Below are 18,822 nucleotides of genomic sequence, written 5' to 3'. Positions count from 1 at the left end.
AATACACCCCCTATTAGTCTTCCCTTTCCAGCAATACTGCTATAAGGATAACAGCTCCTTTAACGGCTTGCTGATAAAAGGGAGATACATTCAATAAATTTAAACCATTATTAATAACACCCATAATCAAAGCTCCAAAAATAGTTCCTATTACACTTCCTCGGCCTCCTGATAAACTTGCTCCTCCTAAAACTACTGCTGCAATAGCATCTAATTCATATCCACTACCAAATGTTGGTTGCGCGCTATTAAGTCTTGCTGTTAATAACATGGCACTTACTGCAGATAAAACACCACTTATCATATAAATAATAATTTTATATTTTATAATCTTAACTCCACTAAGTTTTGCTGCTGTCTCATTCCCACCAATTGCATAGGTATATAATCCCAATTTTGTATTAGATAATATAAACCATATTAAAATAAACATTCCTAACATTATAATTATTGGATAAGGTATTCCTAATAAATCTCCTCTACCAATAATTCTAAATGATGATGGTAATCCTGTAATCGGCATTCCTTGTGTATATACTAATGTCAAACTTCTTCCAATTGCCATTGTGGCTAAGGTGACAATAAAAGGTTGAATCCTCCCTTTTGCTACAATAAATCCATTAGCAAAACCCATTAATGCCCCAATTAAAAGAGCAACTACAATACCTAAAATCACAGAACCACCTTTCAATATTGATGCCATAATAACAGCTGATAAAGCAAAAATAGAACCTACTGATAAATCAATACCACCTGAAATAATAACCATAGTCATTCCAAATGCCATTATAGCCTGTATCGAAACCTGTCTAAAAACATTGATAATATTAGAAAATGTAAAAAAACGATCACTTAAAATTGCAAAAAATATGGAAATCCCGATAAAACCAACAATTGCTGGATATTCTTTCATTTTCTTTAATATCACATTTTTATTCATCAAATATCAACTCCAGTAGCTAATTTTAATATATTTTCTTGAGTTATTTCTTCATTTTCTAATACTCCCATATTTATTCCTCTATGCATAACTAACACTCTATCGCATAAACTAACGATTTCTGGTAATTCTGAAGATATAAATACAACCCCATTCCCATCATTAGCTAATTTATTTATAATATTATAAACTTCAACCTTCGCTCCAACATCAATACCTCTTGTAGGTTCAACTAAAAAAACTACTTTAGGATTTCTTTTTAAAACCTTTGATATTACAACTTTCTGTTGATTACCTCCGGAAAGATTTCCTGTTTTTTGATTAATTGAAGTTGCTTTTATTGAATATTTTTCTATTTCTTCTTTAGCTATTTTTTTTGCCTTATTCCAAAATAAAATCCCTTTTTTTTCTATTAATTCAGTATTTTGAATAACAATATTCTTCATAATATCTAATTCTAATACTAAACCCATACTTTTTCTATCTTCAGGAACTAAAGCTATTCCGTTTTTTAAAGCCTCATCTGGCCTTTTTATTTTTTTGATTTTTTTATCATTTACAATTAAATTATCCCATTTTGCTGGCATATAACCATAAATTCCTAAAGGAATCTCAGATTTACCTGAACCAACTAACCCTGCTATTCCAAAAATTTCCCCCTTTTTCACTTCAAAAGAAACATTTTTTACCATTTTTCCTATTTTTAAATTCTCTATGGAAAATAATATTTCATCTTCTGGAGCATTATATTTTGGAAACATATCTTCTATTTTTCTTCCAACCATCATATTTATTAAATCTTCCTGCGTAAAATCTTTTACATTTCCACTCCCTATATATTTTCCATCTCTCAATACTGTTACTTTATCAGCTATCTCAAATACTTCTTCTAATCTATGCGAAATAAAAATAATTCCTATCCCTTTCTTTTTTAATTCTTTTACTATCTTAAATAAATTTTTCGTTTCATGCTCTGTTATAGAAGCGGTAGGTTCATCCATAATAATTATTTTAGATTTTAATGATAATGCTTTTGCAATAGCTACTAATTGTTTTTCTGAGGTATTTAAGTCTTTTACTAATGAATCTGAACGTATATTAAATTTATTTTTAGATAAAATCTCCTGGGCTTTTTTTATTAATTGTCTCTTATTAACCAGGTTCCCTCTAATATTTCCTACATATATATTTTCTGCCACCGTTAAATCTTCAAATAAATTTAATTCTTGATGAATAGTAGCTATACCATTGTTTATAGCTTCAGAAGGGTTTGAAAAAGCTATTTCTTTTCCCTTATAATATATTTTTCCTTCATCTGCCTTATGAATGCCTCCAATAATTTTTATTAAAGTACTTTTACCTGCACCATTTTCTCCTAACAAAGCGTGAACTTCTCCACTTTCAAGCTCAAAGTTCACTTTATCTAAAGCTAAAACACCTGGAAATTTTTTTGTTAATTTTTCTACTTTTAATAACATTAAAATATCACTCCTGAAACAAAAATGGCATTAAAATATGGTTTCCTTTCTCCTGTTCTAATAATTGCTTTACTTTCATTAGATATTTTCTTAAGCTCTTCGTGAGATACAAATTCAATATTTTTACAAAAACATTTAACTAAGTCAATAAATTCTTCACTTGATTCTTTTGCAATAATTATTTTTTCTATATGTAATTCTTTCAAGATTGTTTTTGCAACATCTTCAAAAGACGGAAGACCTTCGTCCACAATTAAATCTATCCTTTTTATATTTTCAGGAATCGGAAATCCCATGTCTACAATTGTTAATTTATCTGTATGTCCCATAGAAGATACTACCGCAGAAATTTCTGAATTAAAAATTCCCGTTTTCTTCATTTATATCTCTCCTTCCAGAAAACGTTTTCGAAAACGTTTTCTAAAACAAGAATAACACAATTTACATATTATACAAAATTTAGTTATGTTTTTTTAAACATTATTAAAGCGAATTATATTTAATTATCAGATTTTTTCTTGCAATATTAAAAAATAGCCTATTAAAAGGCTATTTTAAATTTGAGATATAAAATTTTCATTATACTCCGGGCAAATTTCTTTAAAATTACACCATTTGCAATTATATTTAGAAGGACGAGCTGGAAAAGTTTTCTCTTCTTTTGGAATATTTTTCTCTTTATCTTTTAAATAATATTCCATTATTTCTATTCTTTCTTTTATATAATTCTCTACTTCCAATAATTCTTCTTTTGTATATTTTCTTTCTTCAAAATCTCCTTCATATAAATATTCGTTAATTAAATAAACATTGTTTAAATCAATATTATAATTTTTATAGGCATATAATGCATATAATTTTAATTGAAATTCATCATCTTTGGATCTTTTACCTGTTTTCCAATCGACTATATATGTATTTCCATTTTTTTCATACATAAAATCTACAATAGAATATATTTTATAATTATTTACAAAAAATGATGTGAAATTGTTTTCTCTATCTATTTCTATTATTCTTATTCCACTTTGTATATCTTTTAATGTTCTGGAATTATAATAATTCTGAAGTAATAATTTTGTTTTTTCTTTTATATCTTTTCCAAGATTACCTTCAAATAAATTTCTATTTTTATAATAAATAGAATAAAACATTATATAATTTTTTGGATTTTGCTCCCATTCTTTCTTCATTTTATACGAAGATTTTACAGCTTTATTAAATTCTTTTCCAATGTAATTTAATGCTGTATGTATGTCCTGAGTTTTTAAGGCTGTTATGTTATTAGCTATATAATCATGGATCATAGAACCTAAAAATTGCTCAATTGTAGTTAATTTTGTCAATCTATATGCCTTTCTTACTCTCTCAGGTGCATTTTTGTCCCATCCACCCCACATTAAAAATCTTGCATAATAATATGCTCTTGGACATTTTGTTAATAATTTATCCTTAGAAAAAGACCATGATTTTTCTGGATATTCTGTCATATTATCACCTCATTAAGATTATACAGAATTTAATTAAATTATTCAATATATATAGTATAATATAGTGAAAAGAGGAGGGAGAAAATGGGTTTTTTAGAGGAATTATACGATGCAATAGAGCTTGAAAAAGAGGCAGAAATTAGAGCAATGATAAATGAAATAAAGCAATATGGTAAAAATAGAGAAAAAATAGGACGAGCTATAAATAATTTAAGTGGAAAATATATTGGAAAAGAAATGGGAGGATTATTTTTAATCAAGTTTGGGAGAAAAGAGAGCATTAAAACAGATATTAGTGTTGGGGACGTAGTTTTAGTTAGTAAAGGTAATCCTTTAAAAAGCGATTTAACAGGTTCCGTCACAGAAGTGGGAAATAAATACATTATAGTTGCTTTTTCTAATAAACCACCTATGTGGGTACAAAAATCTAAAAATATAAGAATTGATTTATATTTAAATGAAGTTACTTTCAAACGCATGCAAGAATCTATTTTAAAACTTCATTATGCAGAAGGTAAATTAAAAATATTAAAGTCCATTATTTTAGGTAATAAAAAACCCAAACTCCCTAAACAAATAAATTTAGATTTTTTTGACAAAAATTTAAATTCATCTCAAAAAGAAGCTGTTTCAAAAGCTGTTGGAAGTGATGATGTTTTCTTAATACACGGACCACCTGGCACTGGAAAAACCAGAACTTTAACTGAAATTATTCTTCAAGAAGTTAAAATGGGAAAAAGAGTATTAGCCACAGCTGATTCTAATACTGCTACAGACAACTTATTATACAATCTTGTAAAATACAAAGACTTAAAAGTATGTAGATTGGGACATCCTACAAGAATTGATGAACAATTAATACATCATTCATTATATTATATAGTTGAAAATCATTCAGATTATAATAAAATTGACGAAATTAGAGAAAAAGCTATTAAGCTATCAGAAGAAAGAGATAAATATAAAAAGCCTACGCCACAATTTAGACGTGGATTAACAGATGAACAAATAGAAAAATACGCTTTAAAGGATCGAGGTACAAGAGGTATATTTCCTGAAGATATGAAATTAATGTATAATTGGCTTAAATTAAATAAAGAAGTGCAAAAATTATTTGATAACGCAAGAAAAATGGAAGATGATTTAATAAAAAAGGTTTTAACAGAAAGTGATGTTGTAGTTAGTACAAATGGTTCTGCTGGAATAGAAGAATTAGAAAAAATAAGATTTGATACTGTTGTTATAGATGAAGGTTCTCAGGCTACTGAACCTTCATGTTACATCCCTATAGTTCATGGTGAAAAAATCATTATGGGTGGGGATCATAAACAATTGCCTCCTACTATTTTAAATCCTAAAGCTGAAAAGATTTTATCAAAAACATTATTCGAAAAGTTGATTAATAAATATCCTGAAAATTCTTCTATTTTGACCATACAATATAGAATGAATGACAAAATCATGCAATTTTCTAATAAAAAATTCTATTATGGCATTTTGAAAAGCGATAAAAAGGTTAAAAACAGGATTCTGAAAATAGATACAAAAGACATACCATACCCATATAATAAAATATTAACCGAAACACCTATTGTTTTTGTTGATACTTCCATGATTCCAGAAAAATTTGAAATAATTAAAAAAGGTTCTACATCTAAACACAATCCTTTAGAAGCTAAAATCGTTATTGAACTCTCAAAAATTTTAAATGAAAGAAATATTGATTTTGGTATTATTTCACCTTATAAAGATCAGGTAAAATTTTTAAAAGAACAGATAGATGGAATCATAAATACTGTAGATGGATTTCAAGGAAAAGAAAAAGAAGTAATCATATTTTCTTTAACAAGAAGTAATGAAGAAGGATTAATTGGATTTCTAACTGACGAAAGAAGGTTAAATGTAGCAATTACAAGAGCTAAAAGTAAGTTAATAATTATTGGAGATATTGCTACTATATCAAAATATCCATTATTCAAAGATTTTATAGACTATATTAGAATCAACGGAAAAATCATTGAACTTGATAGACATCATGATTTTTTTAATTTGGATAATTAAAGTTCTAATTTTTGAAATATAATTGAAAAAGTGGCTCTGTCACTTTGTGATATAATAACGGTGAAAATTATAAGAAAGAGGTGCTATATGTTAGTTAAAAGAATTTTTAACTTTGCTGCTGCTCATAACCTCGTTAGATATCATGGAAAATGTGAAGCTTTACATGGACATAATTATAGATTAGAAGTTACAGTAGAAGGTACTCCTAATGAAGAAGGGATGGTTATAGATTTTCTCGAATTAAAAAAAATTGTTAAAGATGAAGTATTAAATATTTTAGATCATTCATATATCAATAATATCATTGAACAACCAACTGCAGAAAATATTTCTATGTGGATATGGAATAAATTAGAAAAAAAATTAAAAAGAGATAATTGCAAATTATATGAAGTAGCACTATATGAAACAGAAAATAATGTGGTTTATTATAGGGGTGAATAAATTGAAAGACGTTCAATCAGAATTAGATAATAGAGGAATATATATTCATGGTGTTGGAATTTCAGATTTAGAGTATCCTATAATATTTGATAATAATCATACCATAGGTAATTTTACAATGCTCGTTGATCTAGATGAAAACGTTAGAGGAACGCATATGAGTAGATTTGTTGAAATATTAAATAAATACCATAATAATCTTTCTGAAGAAAAGTTATTAGAAATGAGCAAAGATTTAAAGAGAGCTTTAGAAGCTAAAAAATCTTATATAAAAGTTTCTTTTCCTTATTTTTCATTGAGAAAAGCTCCTATTACAAAATTGGAAAGTTATACTAAATGCGATATTACATATGAGATTATAGATGAAGAAATGAGATTATATCTTGCGATACCTATTATAACTCTTTGCCCGTGTTCAAAAGCTATTTCCAATTATGGTGCTCATAATCAAAGGGCTTTAGTTGAAATTGGTCTTAAATTAAGAGAAGAAGTAAAAATTACAGATATTGCTAAATATGTTGAAAAATCATCCAGCGGGATGGTATTTTCTCTTTTAAAAAGAGAAGATGAAAAATATGTAACTGAGCATATGTATGATAACCCACATTTTGTGGAAGATGTTGTTAGAGATTTAAGTTTATTTTTAGAAAAAGATAGTAGAGTTGAAGGATATAAAATAAAAGTAATTAGTTACGAAAGCATACATAACCATAATGCTTTTTCTGAAAGAGAGGGAAAGGCATGGTAAGATTAAGAATGCTTGAAGATATTGACCTGGAAAAAGAAATCCAGGTTGATCCTGCAAGTATCCCTATTTTCAATTCTAAAATGAGACATTATTATATCTTAATTGAAGATATTGATGTTACAAGCGCCAATATAATTAAGCAGGAAATGTTATCTCGTGGTGGAGATGTAGCTATTCATAAATACGCTATTAATCATAAAATAGATAAAACAAATATATTATTAATAGGAACTAAAAAACAATATGATTTATTAATAAAAAAATTAATGAGTATGAATTATTGGGATATACCAAAGGTTAGAAACGCTCTCGAAAAATTATTCAAAAACATAAAAAAGAAAAAATGGGAATACTCTATTAGCGATAATAGAAAATTGATTTTAGGTGAAAATTCAAAAATAATGGGTATTTTAAATGTAACTCCAGATTCTTTTCATGCTCCAAGCAGAATAAAAAGTGTTGATCAGGCTATAGAAAACGCTAAAAAAATGATTGAAGAAGGTGCTGAAATACTTGATATCGGTGCTGAATCAACAAGACCTGGTTCTGAAAGTGTGGAATTAAAAGAAGAAATTGAAAGGATTATACCTGTTATTAAAGCTTTAAGAAAAGAGTTTCCAGAAATTGTTTTAAGTATTGACACCTATAAATCTCAGGTTGCAAAAAAAGCCATTGAAAATGGTGTGGATATAATTAATGATATTTCTGGAATGCAATTTGACAAGAATATGGTTCATGTAGTCGCAGAATCAAAATTACCTATAGTTATAATGCATATAAAAGGAACTCCAAAAGATATGCAAAAGAATCCATATTATGAAAATTGTATAAGTGAATTATTAGAATATTTTGAAGAAAGAATAGATTATGCACATAAACACGGTGTAGAACAAATAATCATAGATCCTGGATTTGGATTTGGAAAAAGAGTTCAGGATAATTTAAATTTAAGTTACAATATTTCTGAATTTAGAGTTCTTGGTTACCCAATATTAATGGGACACTCAAGAAAAAGCACGATTGGTCATGTTTTAAATCTACCAGATACAAAGGATAGGTTAGAAGGAACTTTAGCTTTAACTTCATACTATGCTTTAAATGATGTAGAAATCATAAGAGTACATGATGTAAAAGAAAATTATAGAACAGCGAAAATGATTGAAGCATTAAGGGGGTATAAAAAATATTAAGTGCAATTGCATTAGGCTCCAATGTAGGAAATAGATTAAATAATATAAAAAGAGCTATTGAATTATTATCAAAATACGTAGAAATAATAAAAATATCAAACATATACGAGACAGAACCATGGGGATATACAGAACAAGATACTTTTTTAAATGCTTGTGTTTTAATAAACACAGAATTAGAACCATATGAATTATTAAAAATATGCAAGAATATTGAAAAAGATCTTAAAAGAAAACAAAGATTTAAATGGGGGCCAAGAGAAATAGACTTGGATATTATATATTATGGAGATTTAGTTTTAGAAAAAGACGATTTAAATATTCCTCATAAGCATATGTTTGAAAGAGATTTTGTTATTGTCCCACTTAATGATATTTCTCCAGATTGGAAACATCCTATATTTAATAAAACAATTAAAGAACGATATGATGAAATAGATAAAAGTAAAATAAAAAGATATGAAAAGGAGTCTTAAGGCTCCTTTTTTATTTTAGACATATGTTTTTAATATTTAAATTTTATAATTGCAAATGATTTGCATTTGCAAATGATTTGTATTTAAACACTATAACGGAGGTGGTTTTATGAAAAAGGTTATTTTAATGATATCTCTTGTAATTATTGGAATTATCGGTTATTCCATAAATATTTCTGTTTCTATTTATCCATATTATTTGATTTTAAAAGACATTGTTGATAAAGAAGATATGATACATGTTATAGTTCCTTCGGGGAAAAGCCCACATACCTATTCTTTATCTTCAAAAGATCTCATAAATGTTTATAAAAGTGATTTAGTTATTTTTAATGGATTAAATTCTGAAATATTCATAAATAAAATCAAATCAAATTTAGAAAGAAAAAACATCCCTTTTATTTATGCCGCTAATTTTATTCCAAAAGAAGAATTAATAGGTTCTTCTCAAGATAAACATACAAATTATAATCCCCATATATGGTTAAACCCATATTTTGTTTATAATTATATAATTCCTGGAATTTTAAATAAATTAATTGGGGTTAATCCTGAAAAAAAAGAGATCTATAAAACAAATGCAGAAATATTAATCGACAAATTGAAATTTTTAGATGCATATTTACTATTAAAATCCAGAGAGATTAATGGAAGTATTATTACTTTCCATAATTCATTTCCATATTTCGCAAAAAGATATAATATTTCAATTGCAGGGGTAATTGAAAATTCCCCCGGTGTAGAACCTTCAATTTCAGAAATGAGAAAATTAGCAGATTTAGCAAAAGAAAACAAAGTAAAGGCTTTATTTTCCGAACCACAATTAAATAAAAAATTAGCAGAAAAATTGGCAAAAACTCTAAAAATAAATTTAGGCGAATTGGACCCTTTAGGAAATAATTATAAAACAATAGATGAATTGTACTTGATGAATTTTCTAAATATTTTAAACACAACAAGGTGAGAATATGAAATTGACAAAAACAAGAAGAGAAATATTAAAACTATACGATAAAATTGATTATCCTTTAAATGCCGAAGAAATATATAATCTTTTAAATGGAGAATATGATCTATCAACTATATATAGAAATTTAAATTTCTTTGAAAAGGAGCATATATTAAAATCCATAGTTTTTTCAGACAAAATAACCTATTATTATAAACCGAAGGGGCATGCTCATTTTATATATTGCATAAAATGCAAAAAGTTTGAAAGTTTAAATTTGTGTTTTGAAAAGCAATATAAAGCTTATATTGAAAACAACATGAATTTTAAGATAACAGACCATATTTTATATTTTGAAGGTATATGTAGTGATTGCCAAAAAAAAGAAGGTGGAAAAAATGCGTGAAAAAATAATTTCTGTAAAAAATTTAAATTATAAAGTTGAAAACAATGAAATATTAAAATTTATCAATTTTGATATTTATAAAAACGATTTTGTTGGAATTATAGGGCCTAATGGAGCTGGAAAATCTACACTTATAAAAATATTAATAGGCGAAATTGAAAATTATAATGGCAAAATTGAAATAAAAGGGAAAATTGGATATGTCCCTCAAAAAGATGAATTCGATAGATCTTTTCCTATAAGAGCTTACGAAGTTGTTTTAATGGGAATTTATAAAAATGTTGGCTTATTTAGAAAATATAAGAAAGAACATTATGAAAAGGCAAAAAATATAATGAAAATGCTTGGAATAGACTATCTGTATAACAGAAATGTTGGGAAACTTTCAGGTGGAGAATATCAAAGATTAAGTCTTGCAAGAGCTTTAATTAGTGATCCAGATATTTTAATCCTTGATGAACCAGAAGCTGGTGTAGATAGCAAAGCCCAAATAAAAATATACGGTATTTTAGAAGAACTTAATAAAAAAGGTATGACAATAATTCTGGTAAGTCACGATATATCAATGGTAGTAAAAAAAGCCAATACCGTTATGTGCCTAAATAAAACACTTCATTGCCATAAAAATGCTATTGATATGACAAGTGAAGATTTAAGAAAGATATACTCAGAAGAATTAGAACTTTTAGTACATATAAATAAACCAATAAAAGTGGTGAGCAGAAATGATTGAACTATTATCATATGATTTTATGATTTACGCCATATTAGCAGCAATTTTAGCAAGTTTCAGCGCTTCTTTGCTTTCCAACTACATTGTTTTAAAGAAAATGGAATTTATTGGAGAAGGTGCTGCCCATACTGCATTTGGCGGTATTGCTTTAGCTATCTTGCTTGATTTAAATATTGATTTAATAAGCATTATAACAGCTATATTATTTGGTATGGTGATTTATTTCATCAGTAAAAAAGAAAAAGTAAATGAAAATAGTGTAATTGGAATGTTACTATCATTTTCAATGGCTTTAGGTGTTATATTTTTATATTTAAAACCTGGATACACACCAGAACTTACAAGTTATTTATTTGGTGATATTTTAATGGTTAATGCTGACGATGTAAAAATTTTAAGCATTGTTTCTATAACTATTCTTTTGTTTATAATTCTATTTAATAAAGAACTAAAATATTATTCTTATAATCCCAGAATGGCAAAAAACTTTGGTGTTCCCATTAATTTAATCAACTTTATATTTTTAATTATTGTATCTATAGTTGTAGTAACTTCAGTAAAAATTATAGGAATTATTTTAGTTACTTCATTGCTTATAACACCTGGAGTTATAGGAAAACTATTTGCAAAATCTTTAAATCAAATGATACTTATTTCAAGTCTATCTGGTATTTTCTCAGGTTTTTTTGGAATCATTATTGCGTATCTTTTTAATATTCCACCAGGTCCTTCTATTGTTGTTACATTATTTTCTTTATTTTTAATATCATATCTTATTAATTACATAAAAAACAAAACGTTTGTTAAAAAACATAGTTAAAATAATTATGATTATGAAAAAAGCTTACATTATATGATATAATTACTTAGAAACCCAATTTAAAGAGAGGTGAATTTTATGGATTATTTTAGTTGCAGCGAAGATCCGTTGTCTAGACCGCCATAACAAAGAAAAGGAGGAGATAATATGGTAAAATTTTATAGCAGAGTAGAACACAAACTAGTGGAGGCAAAAAGCTTTTCTCAAGATGCACTTATAAAGGTAGTAAATCCATCGGCAGATGAGATTCATATGCTTTCAAGTTTATTAAATTTCGACCCTGATTTTATAACTGATTCTCTGGACGAAGATGAAAGAGCACGTATAGAAATTGATGAAGATACAATTTTATTAATTTTAAAGGTTCCTATGAGAAATGAAGAAGACGAAAAAATCCCTTATAAAACCGTTTCATTAGGTATAATTATTGGGAAAAATTATATATTATTATCCATGAAGCAGGAAATTGATTTTATAGAAAAAATGATAGAAACAAGTTTGTTAAATCCACACAAAAAAAGCAAGATGATTTTCCAAATATTTTTTAAAAATGCCAAGTTATTTCTTGATTATTTGAAAGAAATTAATAAAACCATAGATTTAGTAGAAGAAGAGTTGCATAAATCCATGAAAAATAATGAGCTTGAAACATTAATGTATCTTGAGAAAAGTTTAGTGTACTTCACTACATCTTTAAGATCAAACGAAATTATGATGGAAAAGCTGTTAAAAGGTAAAGTATTAGAACTTTATGAAGATGATGAAGAGCTATTAGAAGATACTTTGATTGAAAATAGACAGGCAATCGAAGTGACGAATATATATAGCAATATTTTATCTGGTATGATGGATGCTTATGCATCTGTTATTTCAAATAATTTGAATATTGTCATGAAAATATTAACAGTTGTTACCATCCTACTTCAAGTTCCTACAATATTAACAAGCTTTTATGGAATGAATGTAAAACTCCCGTTTCAACAAAATCCTTTGATATATGTAAATATTATTATATCTTCAATAGTAATTATGATAATGACTTACTTATGGTTTAAAGGGAAAAAATGGCTTTAATATTTTAAAAAAGAACTTCCAATTTAGGAAGTTCTTTTTTAATGAAATACAGAACTTAATATTGATATAGCTGTATATACCAATAAAAGAGACATTATTACATTAAAAACTTTTTCATATTTAGATAAGAACATTTTTAAAATACTTCCCATTAAAGCCCAAGCTGATGTTCCAAAATAAGCTACAACTCCTAAAAAAATAGACATAATGACCAGCATAAAAACAGAATCATAGGCTGGAACTATAAAATTACCAGTGACAGTAATAGAAAATAATATTGCCTTGGGATTTATATATTGCATTATAACTCCTGTTTTAAAAGATGCGGAACTCAAAACTTCTTCTTTTTCATTACTATGATTTGAACTTTTTAATAAAACATACGCTAAATAAAGCATATATATAAAACCTATAATACCTATAACAACGCGGATTTTAGGCATTATCTCAAACAACACTTTATTAAACAAACCGCTAAACAAAACTAAAAATCCAAACCCTACTGTAACTCCTAATAAAAAAGGTATAGTTTTTTTATATCCAAATTTATTAGAATTTGCCATTGAAAGAATATTATTAGGACCTGGTGTAATTACAGCTACAAAAGTAAAAGACAAAAAAGCTAACCAATCCATATAACCCCCCCTTAATTCCATTTTCAATATTATACCATAAAAAAATAAAAACTCCCGAATAAACCGGGAGTTATGGAGGCAACAAATTATTTTTTGTTTTAGTAATTTCCCAGATATATACCACGTATTATACTCATTCGCATCACCTCAGAATCATTTTAATGATTTTCTCTTGAAGTGATGCAAAATATTAATTTTTTAATGATTTAACATAAGTTATCCATTTGCTACGTATATTATATTACATTTTTGTAATAATGTAATATAAAAAAATCGCTCCATATATATAATGAAATGCTCCCTCCAAAGTAGACAGTGTAATTAATAAAAAAACACTGAACTACTAGGAGGGATTTTTTAATGGATAAAAGGAGGAAATTTAGCAAAGAAATAAAAATACAAGCATGTAAAGATTATATGTTAGGAAAAGGAAGTTTTGAAAGTATAGGTAAAGAAATAGGATGTTATAAAAATACAGTTTTAAGTTGGTATTACATATACAAAATACATGGTGAAAAGGCATTTGAAGAAAGGAAAAGAAATAATGTATATAGCAAAGAATTTAAATTATCGATAGTAAAGGAATATATAGAAGGTATATATACATCGAGAGAATTATCAAGTATGTATAATATTAATGAATCTGTTATACATAAATGGATAAAAAAATACTATAATGGAATAGAGCTAAAAAATTATAATTTCAAAGGAGAAAATTATTCCATGAAATCAAGAAAAGTTTTATTCGAAGAAAGATTAGAAATAGTAAAATGGGTAATAGAAAATAATATGAATTATAAAGAAGCAGCGATTAGATACGGTATAAATTATGCCAATGTATATAAATGGACTAAATTGTATTTAAAGCACGGAGAAGAAGGATTAAAGGATAAAAGAAGAGGACCTAAAAAAATTGATTTAGATTCATTATCTGAAGTAGAACGATTAAAGTATGAATTAAAAAAAGAAAGAGAATTAAGGAAATTTAGAGAATTGGAAATAGAAATACTTAAAAAAAAAGAGAAATTAGAAAAACATTATCAAAAGTACGACAAATATTAGAATATAAATTAGTAGAAGAATATTCAAAAAAAGGTTATGCAGTAAATACAATATGCAAAATACTAGGAATATCTAGAAGTTCGTATTATAAAAATCAAAAAAGAGAAAAACCAGAAAAAGAAAAAATAGATGAATTATTATGTCAATTGATAATAGAATATAATGTAGCTCATGATGGAAGACTTGGGTATAGAAGAATGACAATGTATATTAATAGATATAATCATATGAATTATTCAGAAAAATATATACATAGATTAATGAAATACTTAAAAATAAAATCAAGAATTAGAAAGAAAAAAATTAATAGAAAAAGATCAAATAATTATACAAAAGAAAACATCTTAAATAGAAATTTCAAATCAAACAAACTGTATTTTGTATACTAAAAGTACCCCATGAATGAAATTGAAAAATGGTCCACTGATAAAAAAATGATATACTCTTCTCAAGATGAGAGGAGTTGAGAAAGGATGATCAGTATGGACTAAAAAAGAAGAGTAATATATATGTATTTTAGAGAAGGAAAGTCACAACGAGAAATTAGTAGGATATTAGGGATAAATAGAAAGACAGTAGGGAAATATGTAAAAGAATATGAAGAAGCATTTGAAGAATATAAAAATCAAGATGGAATAAATGAAGAGATAATAGAGAAAATAGCAGGTAAACCGAAATACGATACATCAAATAGAAAACCTAGAAAAGTCACAGAAGAGCTAATGTTGAGAATTCAAGAATTAGTAGAAGCAAACGAAACAAAGAGAAAGAAAGGTTTGAGAAAACAAATAATGCCAGTAAGCCAAATGTATGAAATAATAAGAAATGAAGGATATGAAATTAGTTCAGGAACAATATATAATTTAGTAAGAAAAATTAGTTCTAAAAAGTCAAAAGAAGCATATATAAAACAGAGATATATACCTGGAGATATAGTTGAATTTGATTGGGGTGAAATTAAACTAGAAATAAATGGAGTAATGAAAAATATACAGGCTGCAGTATTTACTTTTGCATATAGTAATTACAGATATGCATATTTGTATCAAAAACAAAATATGGAGAGTTTCATAGACTCACATGTGAAGTTTTTTGATCATATTGGCGGTGTAAATAAAATCATAGTATATGACAATATGAAAGTTGCAATAAAAAAGTTTGTTGGAAGGAATAAAAGAGAAATAACAGATGATTTGATGAAGTTATCAACATATTATAATTTTGATATAAGATTTTGTAATGTAAGAAAACCAAACGAAAAAGGTCATGTGGAGAAAAGTGTAAATGTTATAAAACAAAGGGTGTTTTCAATAAAATATGAATTTGATACTTTAGAAAAAGCAAATGAATTTCTTGAATTAAGACTAAGATATATAAATGAAAATATGAAAAATCCTAATACTCCTGCTGAAGAATTCAAAAAAGAAAAAGAATATCTATTTAAAAAACCACCAAAATATGAATATTCAATAATTAAGGAAGTATATGTAGATAAATATTCAACTATAACCGTAAATAATTGTAGATATTCTGTACCTGTTGAATATACAGATAAATGGTTAAAAGTAAAATTGTATCCAGAAAAAATAGTAATATATGATGAAAAACCTATTGCTATTCATAAAAGAATATATGGAATAAACAAATGGTCAATAAATATAGAACATTATATCAATACGCTAAAAAGAAAGCCTGGTGCATTACATAATAGCTTAGCAATGCATCAGGCACCACAAGAAATAAAAGACATATACAATAGGTATTTTATCACAAATCCAAGAGATTTCATAATGCTATTAGAATATATGCATAAAAATAAAATTGATTTAAATGAAATAAAAAGCGGCTTGCCCCCTGGATATTGGAGAATAAATAAGGAAAACTCATTTTTTCACACAAACAATAAAATCATTAAATTTAATAGATTTAATTTCGTCTAAGTTAGAATCAATATCTTGATTAGAAAAAAGATTAAAAACAAAATCAGGAGTAAAATAATTTAAAGAACCGTGAGGCCTTAAATTATTGTAAAAATAAATGTATGAAATATAGTAATTATAAACATCATCAATATGTTCAAATTCAATAGATTCAACAAATTCACGTTGAACACTAGAATGAAAAGATTCAATATAAGCTTGAGAATTAGGATTATTTTTGTAACCAAATTCATGAATAATATTTAATTCATCCATAAAAGCAGCAGTAATTTTAGCTTTAAATTGTGGTCCATTATCTGTCCTAATAATGAGATTATCAGGAGTAGCACCTCTAAAATTAATAGCTTTTCTTAAAGTTGAAATAAAATCTTTAGCTTTAATAGAATTACCAATATAAACACCAACAACAGCCCTATCAAAACTATCGATTATAGTAAGTATTGCGATATAACCATCATATTTAGTGGGGATAAATTTAATATCTGATTCCCAGTATTGATTAGGTCTGGTAATATCGTGATTTTTAGGTCTTCTTTTAGGATGTTTTGGATGATGACGATAATTTCTAATAAGATTTAATTCTTTTCTTAATCTATGAATCTTTTTGTGATTAATAATAATATTATACTTGTGTCTAAAAATAGCAGCTAACTTCTTAGAACCAAGAGTTTTGTAAAAGAACTCAGGATTCAAAGGGTCATCAATAGATAACAAATCAACAAGCAATTGTTTAATATAATCATCAGAAACTTTTTTACCGTCAGCAGTATAGGAATGACCTTTAAAATAAGACTTTCTGGTTCTTTTAACAACAAAAAACAACCTGGTATTATAATAAAAAGAACTGGAACTAATGTTATAACGATTGAGTAAAAAAGAAGTAGAAACACCAAAATCTCTATATTTAAAAACAATCAAAAGATTACCAATAAAAGTCACTTTTTCCAGTTGTGTTTTTTTTTCAAAAAGTTAATCTCATCTTCTTGCATTTTAATAAGCAACTCTTTTTCAATAAGAAGACGTTCATAATATTCAATTTTTTTCTTTAAAGAATTAGTATCATTGGAATTATTATCAGGTTTAACAATACCAGCAGACTCATAAATAAAAGGAGGAACCTTAGAAATATCAGAAATAATGGACTTAGGCCTTCCTTTCTTAGAATTGAAGATATTGTCATCATAACCAGAATCTTCATATTTTTTAACCCATTTATGTAAAGTATGAGGGGAAGGAATACCATTCTTACTAGCAATATCGGATAAAGACTTATCAGAATTAAGATATTCTTTAACAACTTGAAGTTTGAAATCAGGAGAATACTTATTTCTATTTTTCATACCAAACACCCCTTTCATTCCTTTAGTTTAATGATATCATTTTCTTATTTTTTCTCCAAATATTCCATGGGGTGATTACGAAAAGAATAATAGAAAAACTAAATTATACAAATATATCCTTTGCAAAAATAAAACTAATAAATGAAAATAAAATTCAAGAAATAACTATTAAACATGATGGAATTATAGAAGAATATTCACGAAAACAATTAAGTAGATTAAATGAGATGATACAATGAATAAAATTAACAAAATATATGAAGAAATAGAATTATATTCTAAAGAATTAAAATTATCAAGATTAAGAAGTCATTATAAGGAATACATAACAGAAGCAAATACAACAGAAATAAGTTATGATAAATTCTTGCATGAAATATTAAAAAAAGAATATGAAAGATTAATAGATTCAAGATTAAAAAGCAGAATAAGATTAGCCAATTTTCCACAGAAAAAATATTTAGAAGATTTAAAAATAGAATATCTACCACAAGATGCAAGAAAAAAATTAAAAATATTAAAAACATTAGACTTCATTAGAAATAATCAAAATGTTATATTATCTGGAAATCCTGGTACAGGAAAAACACATATAGCAATAGGATTAGGAACAAAAGCTATATTAGAAGGATACAAAGTATTATTTACAACAGTACCGTTATTAATAACACAATTAAAAGAATCTAGATCAAATAAAACATTAAGATCATTTCAAAATAAATTTGGTAAATATGATTTAGTAATATGTGATGAATTAGGATATATATCTTTTGATAAAGAAGGATCAGAATTATTATTTACATTATTATCTTCAAGAGCAGTAAGAAAGTCAACAATAATAACAACCAATTTATCTTTTGATAGATGGGAAGAAATATTTAATGATCCTGTATTATCAGCAGCTATGGTTGATAGATTAACTCACAGAGCATATTTAGTAAATATGAATGGGAATAGTTATAGGCTAAAGGAAACTGAAGAATTTATTAAATCTTTAGAATGATTGGAGGTAATAAGTGAGAACAGATTAAAATTA

General features: G+C 26.4%; 22 protein-coding genes. 15 read left to right on the top strand and 7 right to left on the bottom strand.

All coding sequences use genetic code 11. The features are described from left to right. Nucleotides 1–13: 13 nt before the first annotated feature. The 4 genes from JRV97_RS10020 to JRV97_RS10005 form a co-directional block, all read right to left on the bottom strand. A complete protein-coding gene (locus JRV97_RS10020; protein ID WP_280998515.1) occupies nt 14–940 on the bottom strand; it encodes an ABC transporter permease in 927 nt (308 codons plus the stop codon). Continuing rightward, entirely contained in the window at nt 940–2,418 is a 1,479-nt protein-coding gene (locus JRV97_RS10015) for a sugar ABC transporter ATP-binding protein (RefSeq protein ID WP_280998513.1), read from the bottom strand. Before JRV97_RS10015 ends, JRV97_RS10020 begins: the two co-directional genes overlap by 1 nt. Beyond that, nucleotides 2,418–2,798: a D-ribose pyranase gene (rbsD, locus tag JRV97_RS10010; RefSeq protein ID WP_280998511.1), complete on the bottom strand. Its 381-nt coding sequence runs from the start codon at nt 2,796–2,798 to the stop codon at nt 2,418–2,420. Before rbsD ends, JRV97_RS10015 begins: the two co-directional genes overlap by 1 nt. 174 nt (nt 2,799–2,972) lie before the next feature. After that, nucleotides 2,973–3,908, bottom strand: coding sequence for a PD-(D/E)XK nuclease family protein (locus JRV97_RS10005; RefSeq protein WP_280998509.1), 936 nt, complete (start codon nt 3,906–3,908; stop codon nt 2,973–2,975). A gap of 84 nt (nt 3,909–3,992) precedes the next feature. On the opposite strand from JRV97_RS10005, the gene JRV97_RS10000 reads away from it, so the two are divergent. From JRV97_RS10000 to JRV97_RS09955, 10 genes are all read left to right on the top strand, one after another. Further along, complete coding sequence (locus tag JRV97_RS10000) at nt 3,993–5,969, top strand: IGHMBP2 family helicase (protein WP_280998507.1); 1,977 nt, start codon at nt 3,993–3,995, stop codon at nt 5,967–5,969. Between the two features lie 87 nt (nt 5,970–6,056). Continuing rightward, the gene (gene queD, locus JRV97_RS09995) at nt 6,057–6,413 is read left to right on the top strand and encodes a 6-carboxytetrahydropterin synthase QueD (RefSeq protein ID WP_280998505.1); all 357 of its coding nucleotides are present in this window, start codon (nt 6,057–6,059) and stop codon (nt 6,411–6,413) included. Nucleotide 6,414: 1 nt separating this feature from the next. Next, the gene (gene folE2 / locus JRV97_RS09990; protein WP_280998503.1) at nt 6,415–7,161 is read left to right on the top strand and encodes a GTP cyclohydrolase FolE2; all 747 of its coding nucleotides are present in this window, start codon (nt 6,415–6,417) and stop codon (nt 7,159–7,161) included. Beyond that, nucleotides 7,155–8,351: a dihydropteroate synthase gene (folP, locus tag JRV97_RS09985; RefSeq protein ID WP_280998501.1), complete on the top strand. Its 1,197-nt coding sequence runs from the start codon at nt 7,155–7,157 to the stop codon at nt 8,349–8,351. The genes folE2 and folP overlap by 7 nt, the downstream gene beginning before the upstream one ends. After that, a complete protein-coding gene (gene folK, locus JRV97_RS09980) occupies nt 8,345–8,827 on the top strand; it encodes a 2-amino-4-hydroxy-6-hydroxymethyldihydropteridine diphosphokinase (protein WP_320415417.1) in 483 nt (160 codons plus the stop codon). The genes folP and folK overlap by 7 nt, the downstream gene beginning before the upstream one ends. Before the next feature lie 109 nt (nt 8,828–8,936). Next, nucleotides 8,937–9,791, top strand: a complete 855-nt coding sequence (locus tag JRV97_RS09975; protein ID WP_280998499.1) for a metal ABC transporter substrate-binding protein — start codon at nt 8,937–8,939, stop codon at nt 9,789–9,791. Nucleotides 9,792–9,795: 4 nt separating this feature from the next. Then, entirely contained in the window at nt 9,796–10,182 is a 387-nt protein-coding gene (locus JRV97_RS09970; RefSeq protein ID WP_280998497.1) for a Fur family transcriptional regulator, read from the top strand. Further along, on the top strand, nt 10,175–10,915 hold the full coding sequence (locus JRV97_RS09965; protein ID WP_280998495.1) for a metal ABC transporter ATP-binding protein: 741 nt from the start codon (nt 10,175–10,177) through the stop codon (nt 10,913–10,915). Before JRV97_RS09970 ends, JRV97_RS09965 begins: the two co-directional genes overlap by 8 nt. Further along, nucleotides 10,908–11,735, top strand: a complete 828-nt coding sequence (locus tag JRV97_RS09960) for a metal ABC transporter permease (RefSeq protein WP_280998493.1) — start codon at nt 10,908–10,910, stop codon at nt 11,733–11,735. Before JRV97_RS09965 ends, JRV97_RS09960 begins: the two co-directional genes overlap by 8 nt. A gap of 147 nt (nt 11,736–11,882) precedes the next feature. Further along, nucleotides 11,883–12,809 carry a magnesium transporter CorA family protein gene (locus JRV97_RS09955; protein WP_280998491.1) on the top strand — a complete coding sequence of 309 codons (927 nt, stop codon included), beginning with the start codon at nt 11,883–11,885 and terminating at the stop codon, nt 12,807–12,809. 38 nt (nt 12,810–12,847) lie between these two features. On the opposite strand, the gene JRV97_RS09950 is transcribed toward JRV97_RS09955, so the two are convergent. Next, nucleotides 12,848–13,444, bottom strand: a complete 597-nt coding sequence (locus tag JRV97_RS09950) for a LysE family translocator (protein ID WP_280998489.1) — start codon at nt 13,442–13,444, stop codon at nt 12,848–12,850. 360 nt (nt 13,445–13,804) lie between these two features. Here JRV97_RS09950 and JRV97_RS09945 point away from each other — a divergent pair, with 360 nt between their 5' ends. From JRV97_RS09945 to istA, 3 genes are all read left to right on the top strand, one after another. Then, the gene (locus JRV97_RS09945; RefSeq protein ID WP_280998487.1) at nt 13,805–14,506 is read left to right on the top strand and encodes a transposase; all 702 of its coding nucleotides are present in this window, start codon (nt 13,805–13,807) and stop codon (nt 14,504–14,506) included. Next, nucleotides 14,470–14,895, top strand: a complete 426-nt coding sequence (locus tag JRV97_RS11620) for an IS3 family transposase (protein ID WP_320415416.1) — start codon at nt 14,470–14,472, stop codon at nt 14,893–14,895. Before JRV97_RS09945 ends, JRV97_RS11620 begins: the two co-directional genes overlap by 37 nt. Before the next feature lie 114 nt (nt 14,896–15,009). Continuing rightward, entirely contained in the window at nt 15,010–16,446 is a 1,437-nt protein-coding gene (istA, locus tag JRV97_RS09935) for an IS21 family transposase (protein WP_320415415.1), read from the top strand. Here the strand turns inward: istA and JRV97_RS09930 are convergent. Continuing rightward, entirely contained in the window at nt 16,390–17,364 is a 975-nt protein-coding gene (locus JRV97_RS09930) for an IS3 family transposase (RefSeq protein ID WP_280997953.1), read from the bottom strand. The genes istA and JRV97_RS09930 overlap by 57 nt on opposite strands. Before the next feature lie 17 nt (nt 17,365–17,381). Continuing rightward, nucleotides 17,382–17,786 (bottom strand): transposase, encoded by a 405-nt coding sequence (locus tag JRV97_RS09925; RefSeq protein ID WP_280997950.1) that lies wholly within the window; start codon nt 17,784–17,786, stop codon nt 17,382–17,384. A 71-nt stretch (nt 17,787–17,857) separates the two neighbouring features. Here JRV97_RS09925 and JRV97_RS09920 point away from each other — a divergent pair, with 71 nt between their 5' ends. Both JRV97_RS09920 and istB read left to right on the top strand, forming a co-directional pair. Continuing rightward, entirely contained in the window at nt 17,858–18,025 is a 168-nt protein-coding gene (locus JRV97_RS09920) for a hypothetical protein (RefSeq protein ID WP_280998483.1), read from the top strand. Next, complete coding sequence (gene istB / locus JRV97_RS09915) at nt 18,022–18,789, top strand: IS21-like element helper ATPase IstB (RefSeq protein WP_280998482.1); 768 nt, start codon at nt 18,022–18,024, stop codon at nt 18,787–18,789. Before JRV97_RS09920 ends, istB begins: the two co-directional genes overlap by 4 nt. Nucleotides 18,790–18,822: the final 33 nt, after the last annotated feature.

Origin of the sequence: Marinitoga aeolica (assembly GCF_029910535.1) — a bacterium.
GTDB classification, from domain to species: domain Bacteria; phylum Thermotogota; class Thermotogae; order Petrotogales; family Petrotogaceae; genus Marinitoga; species Marinitoga aeolica.
This window is presented reverse-complemented; position numbering and strand designations above follow the sequence as displayed.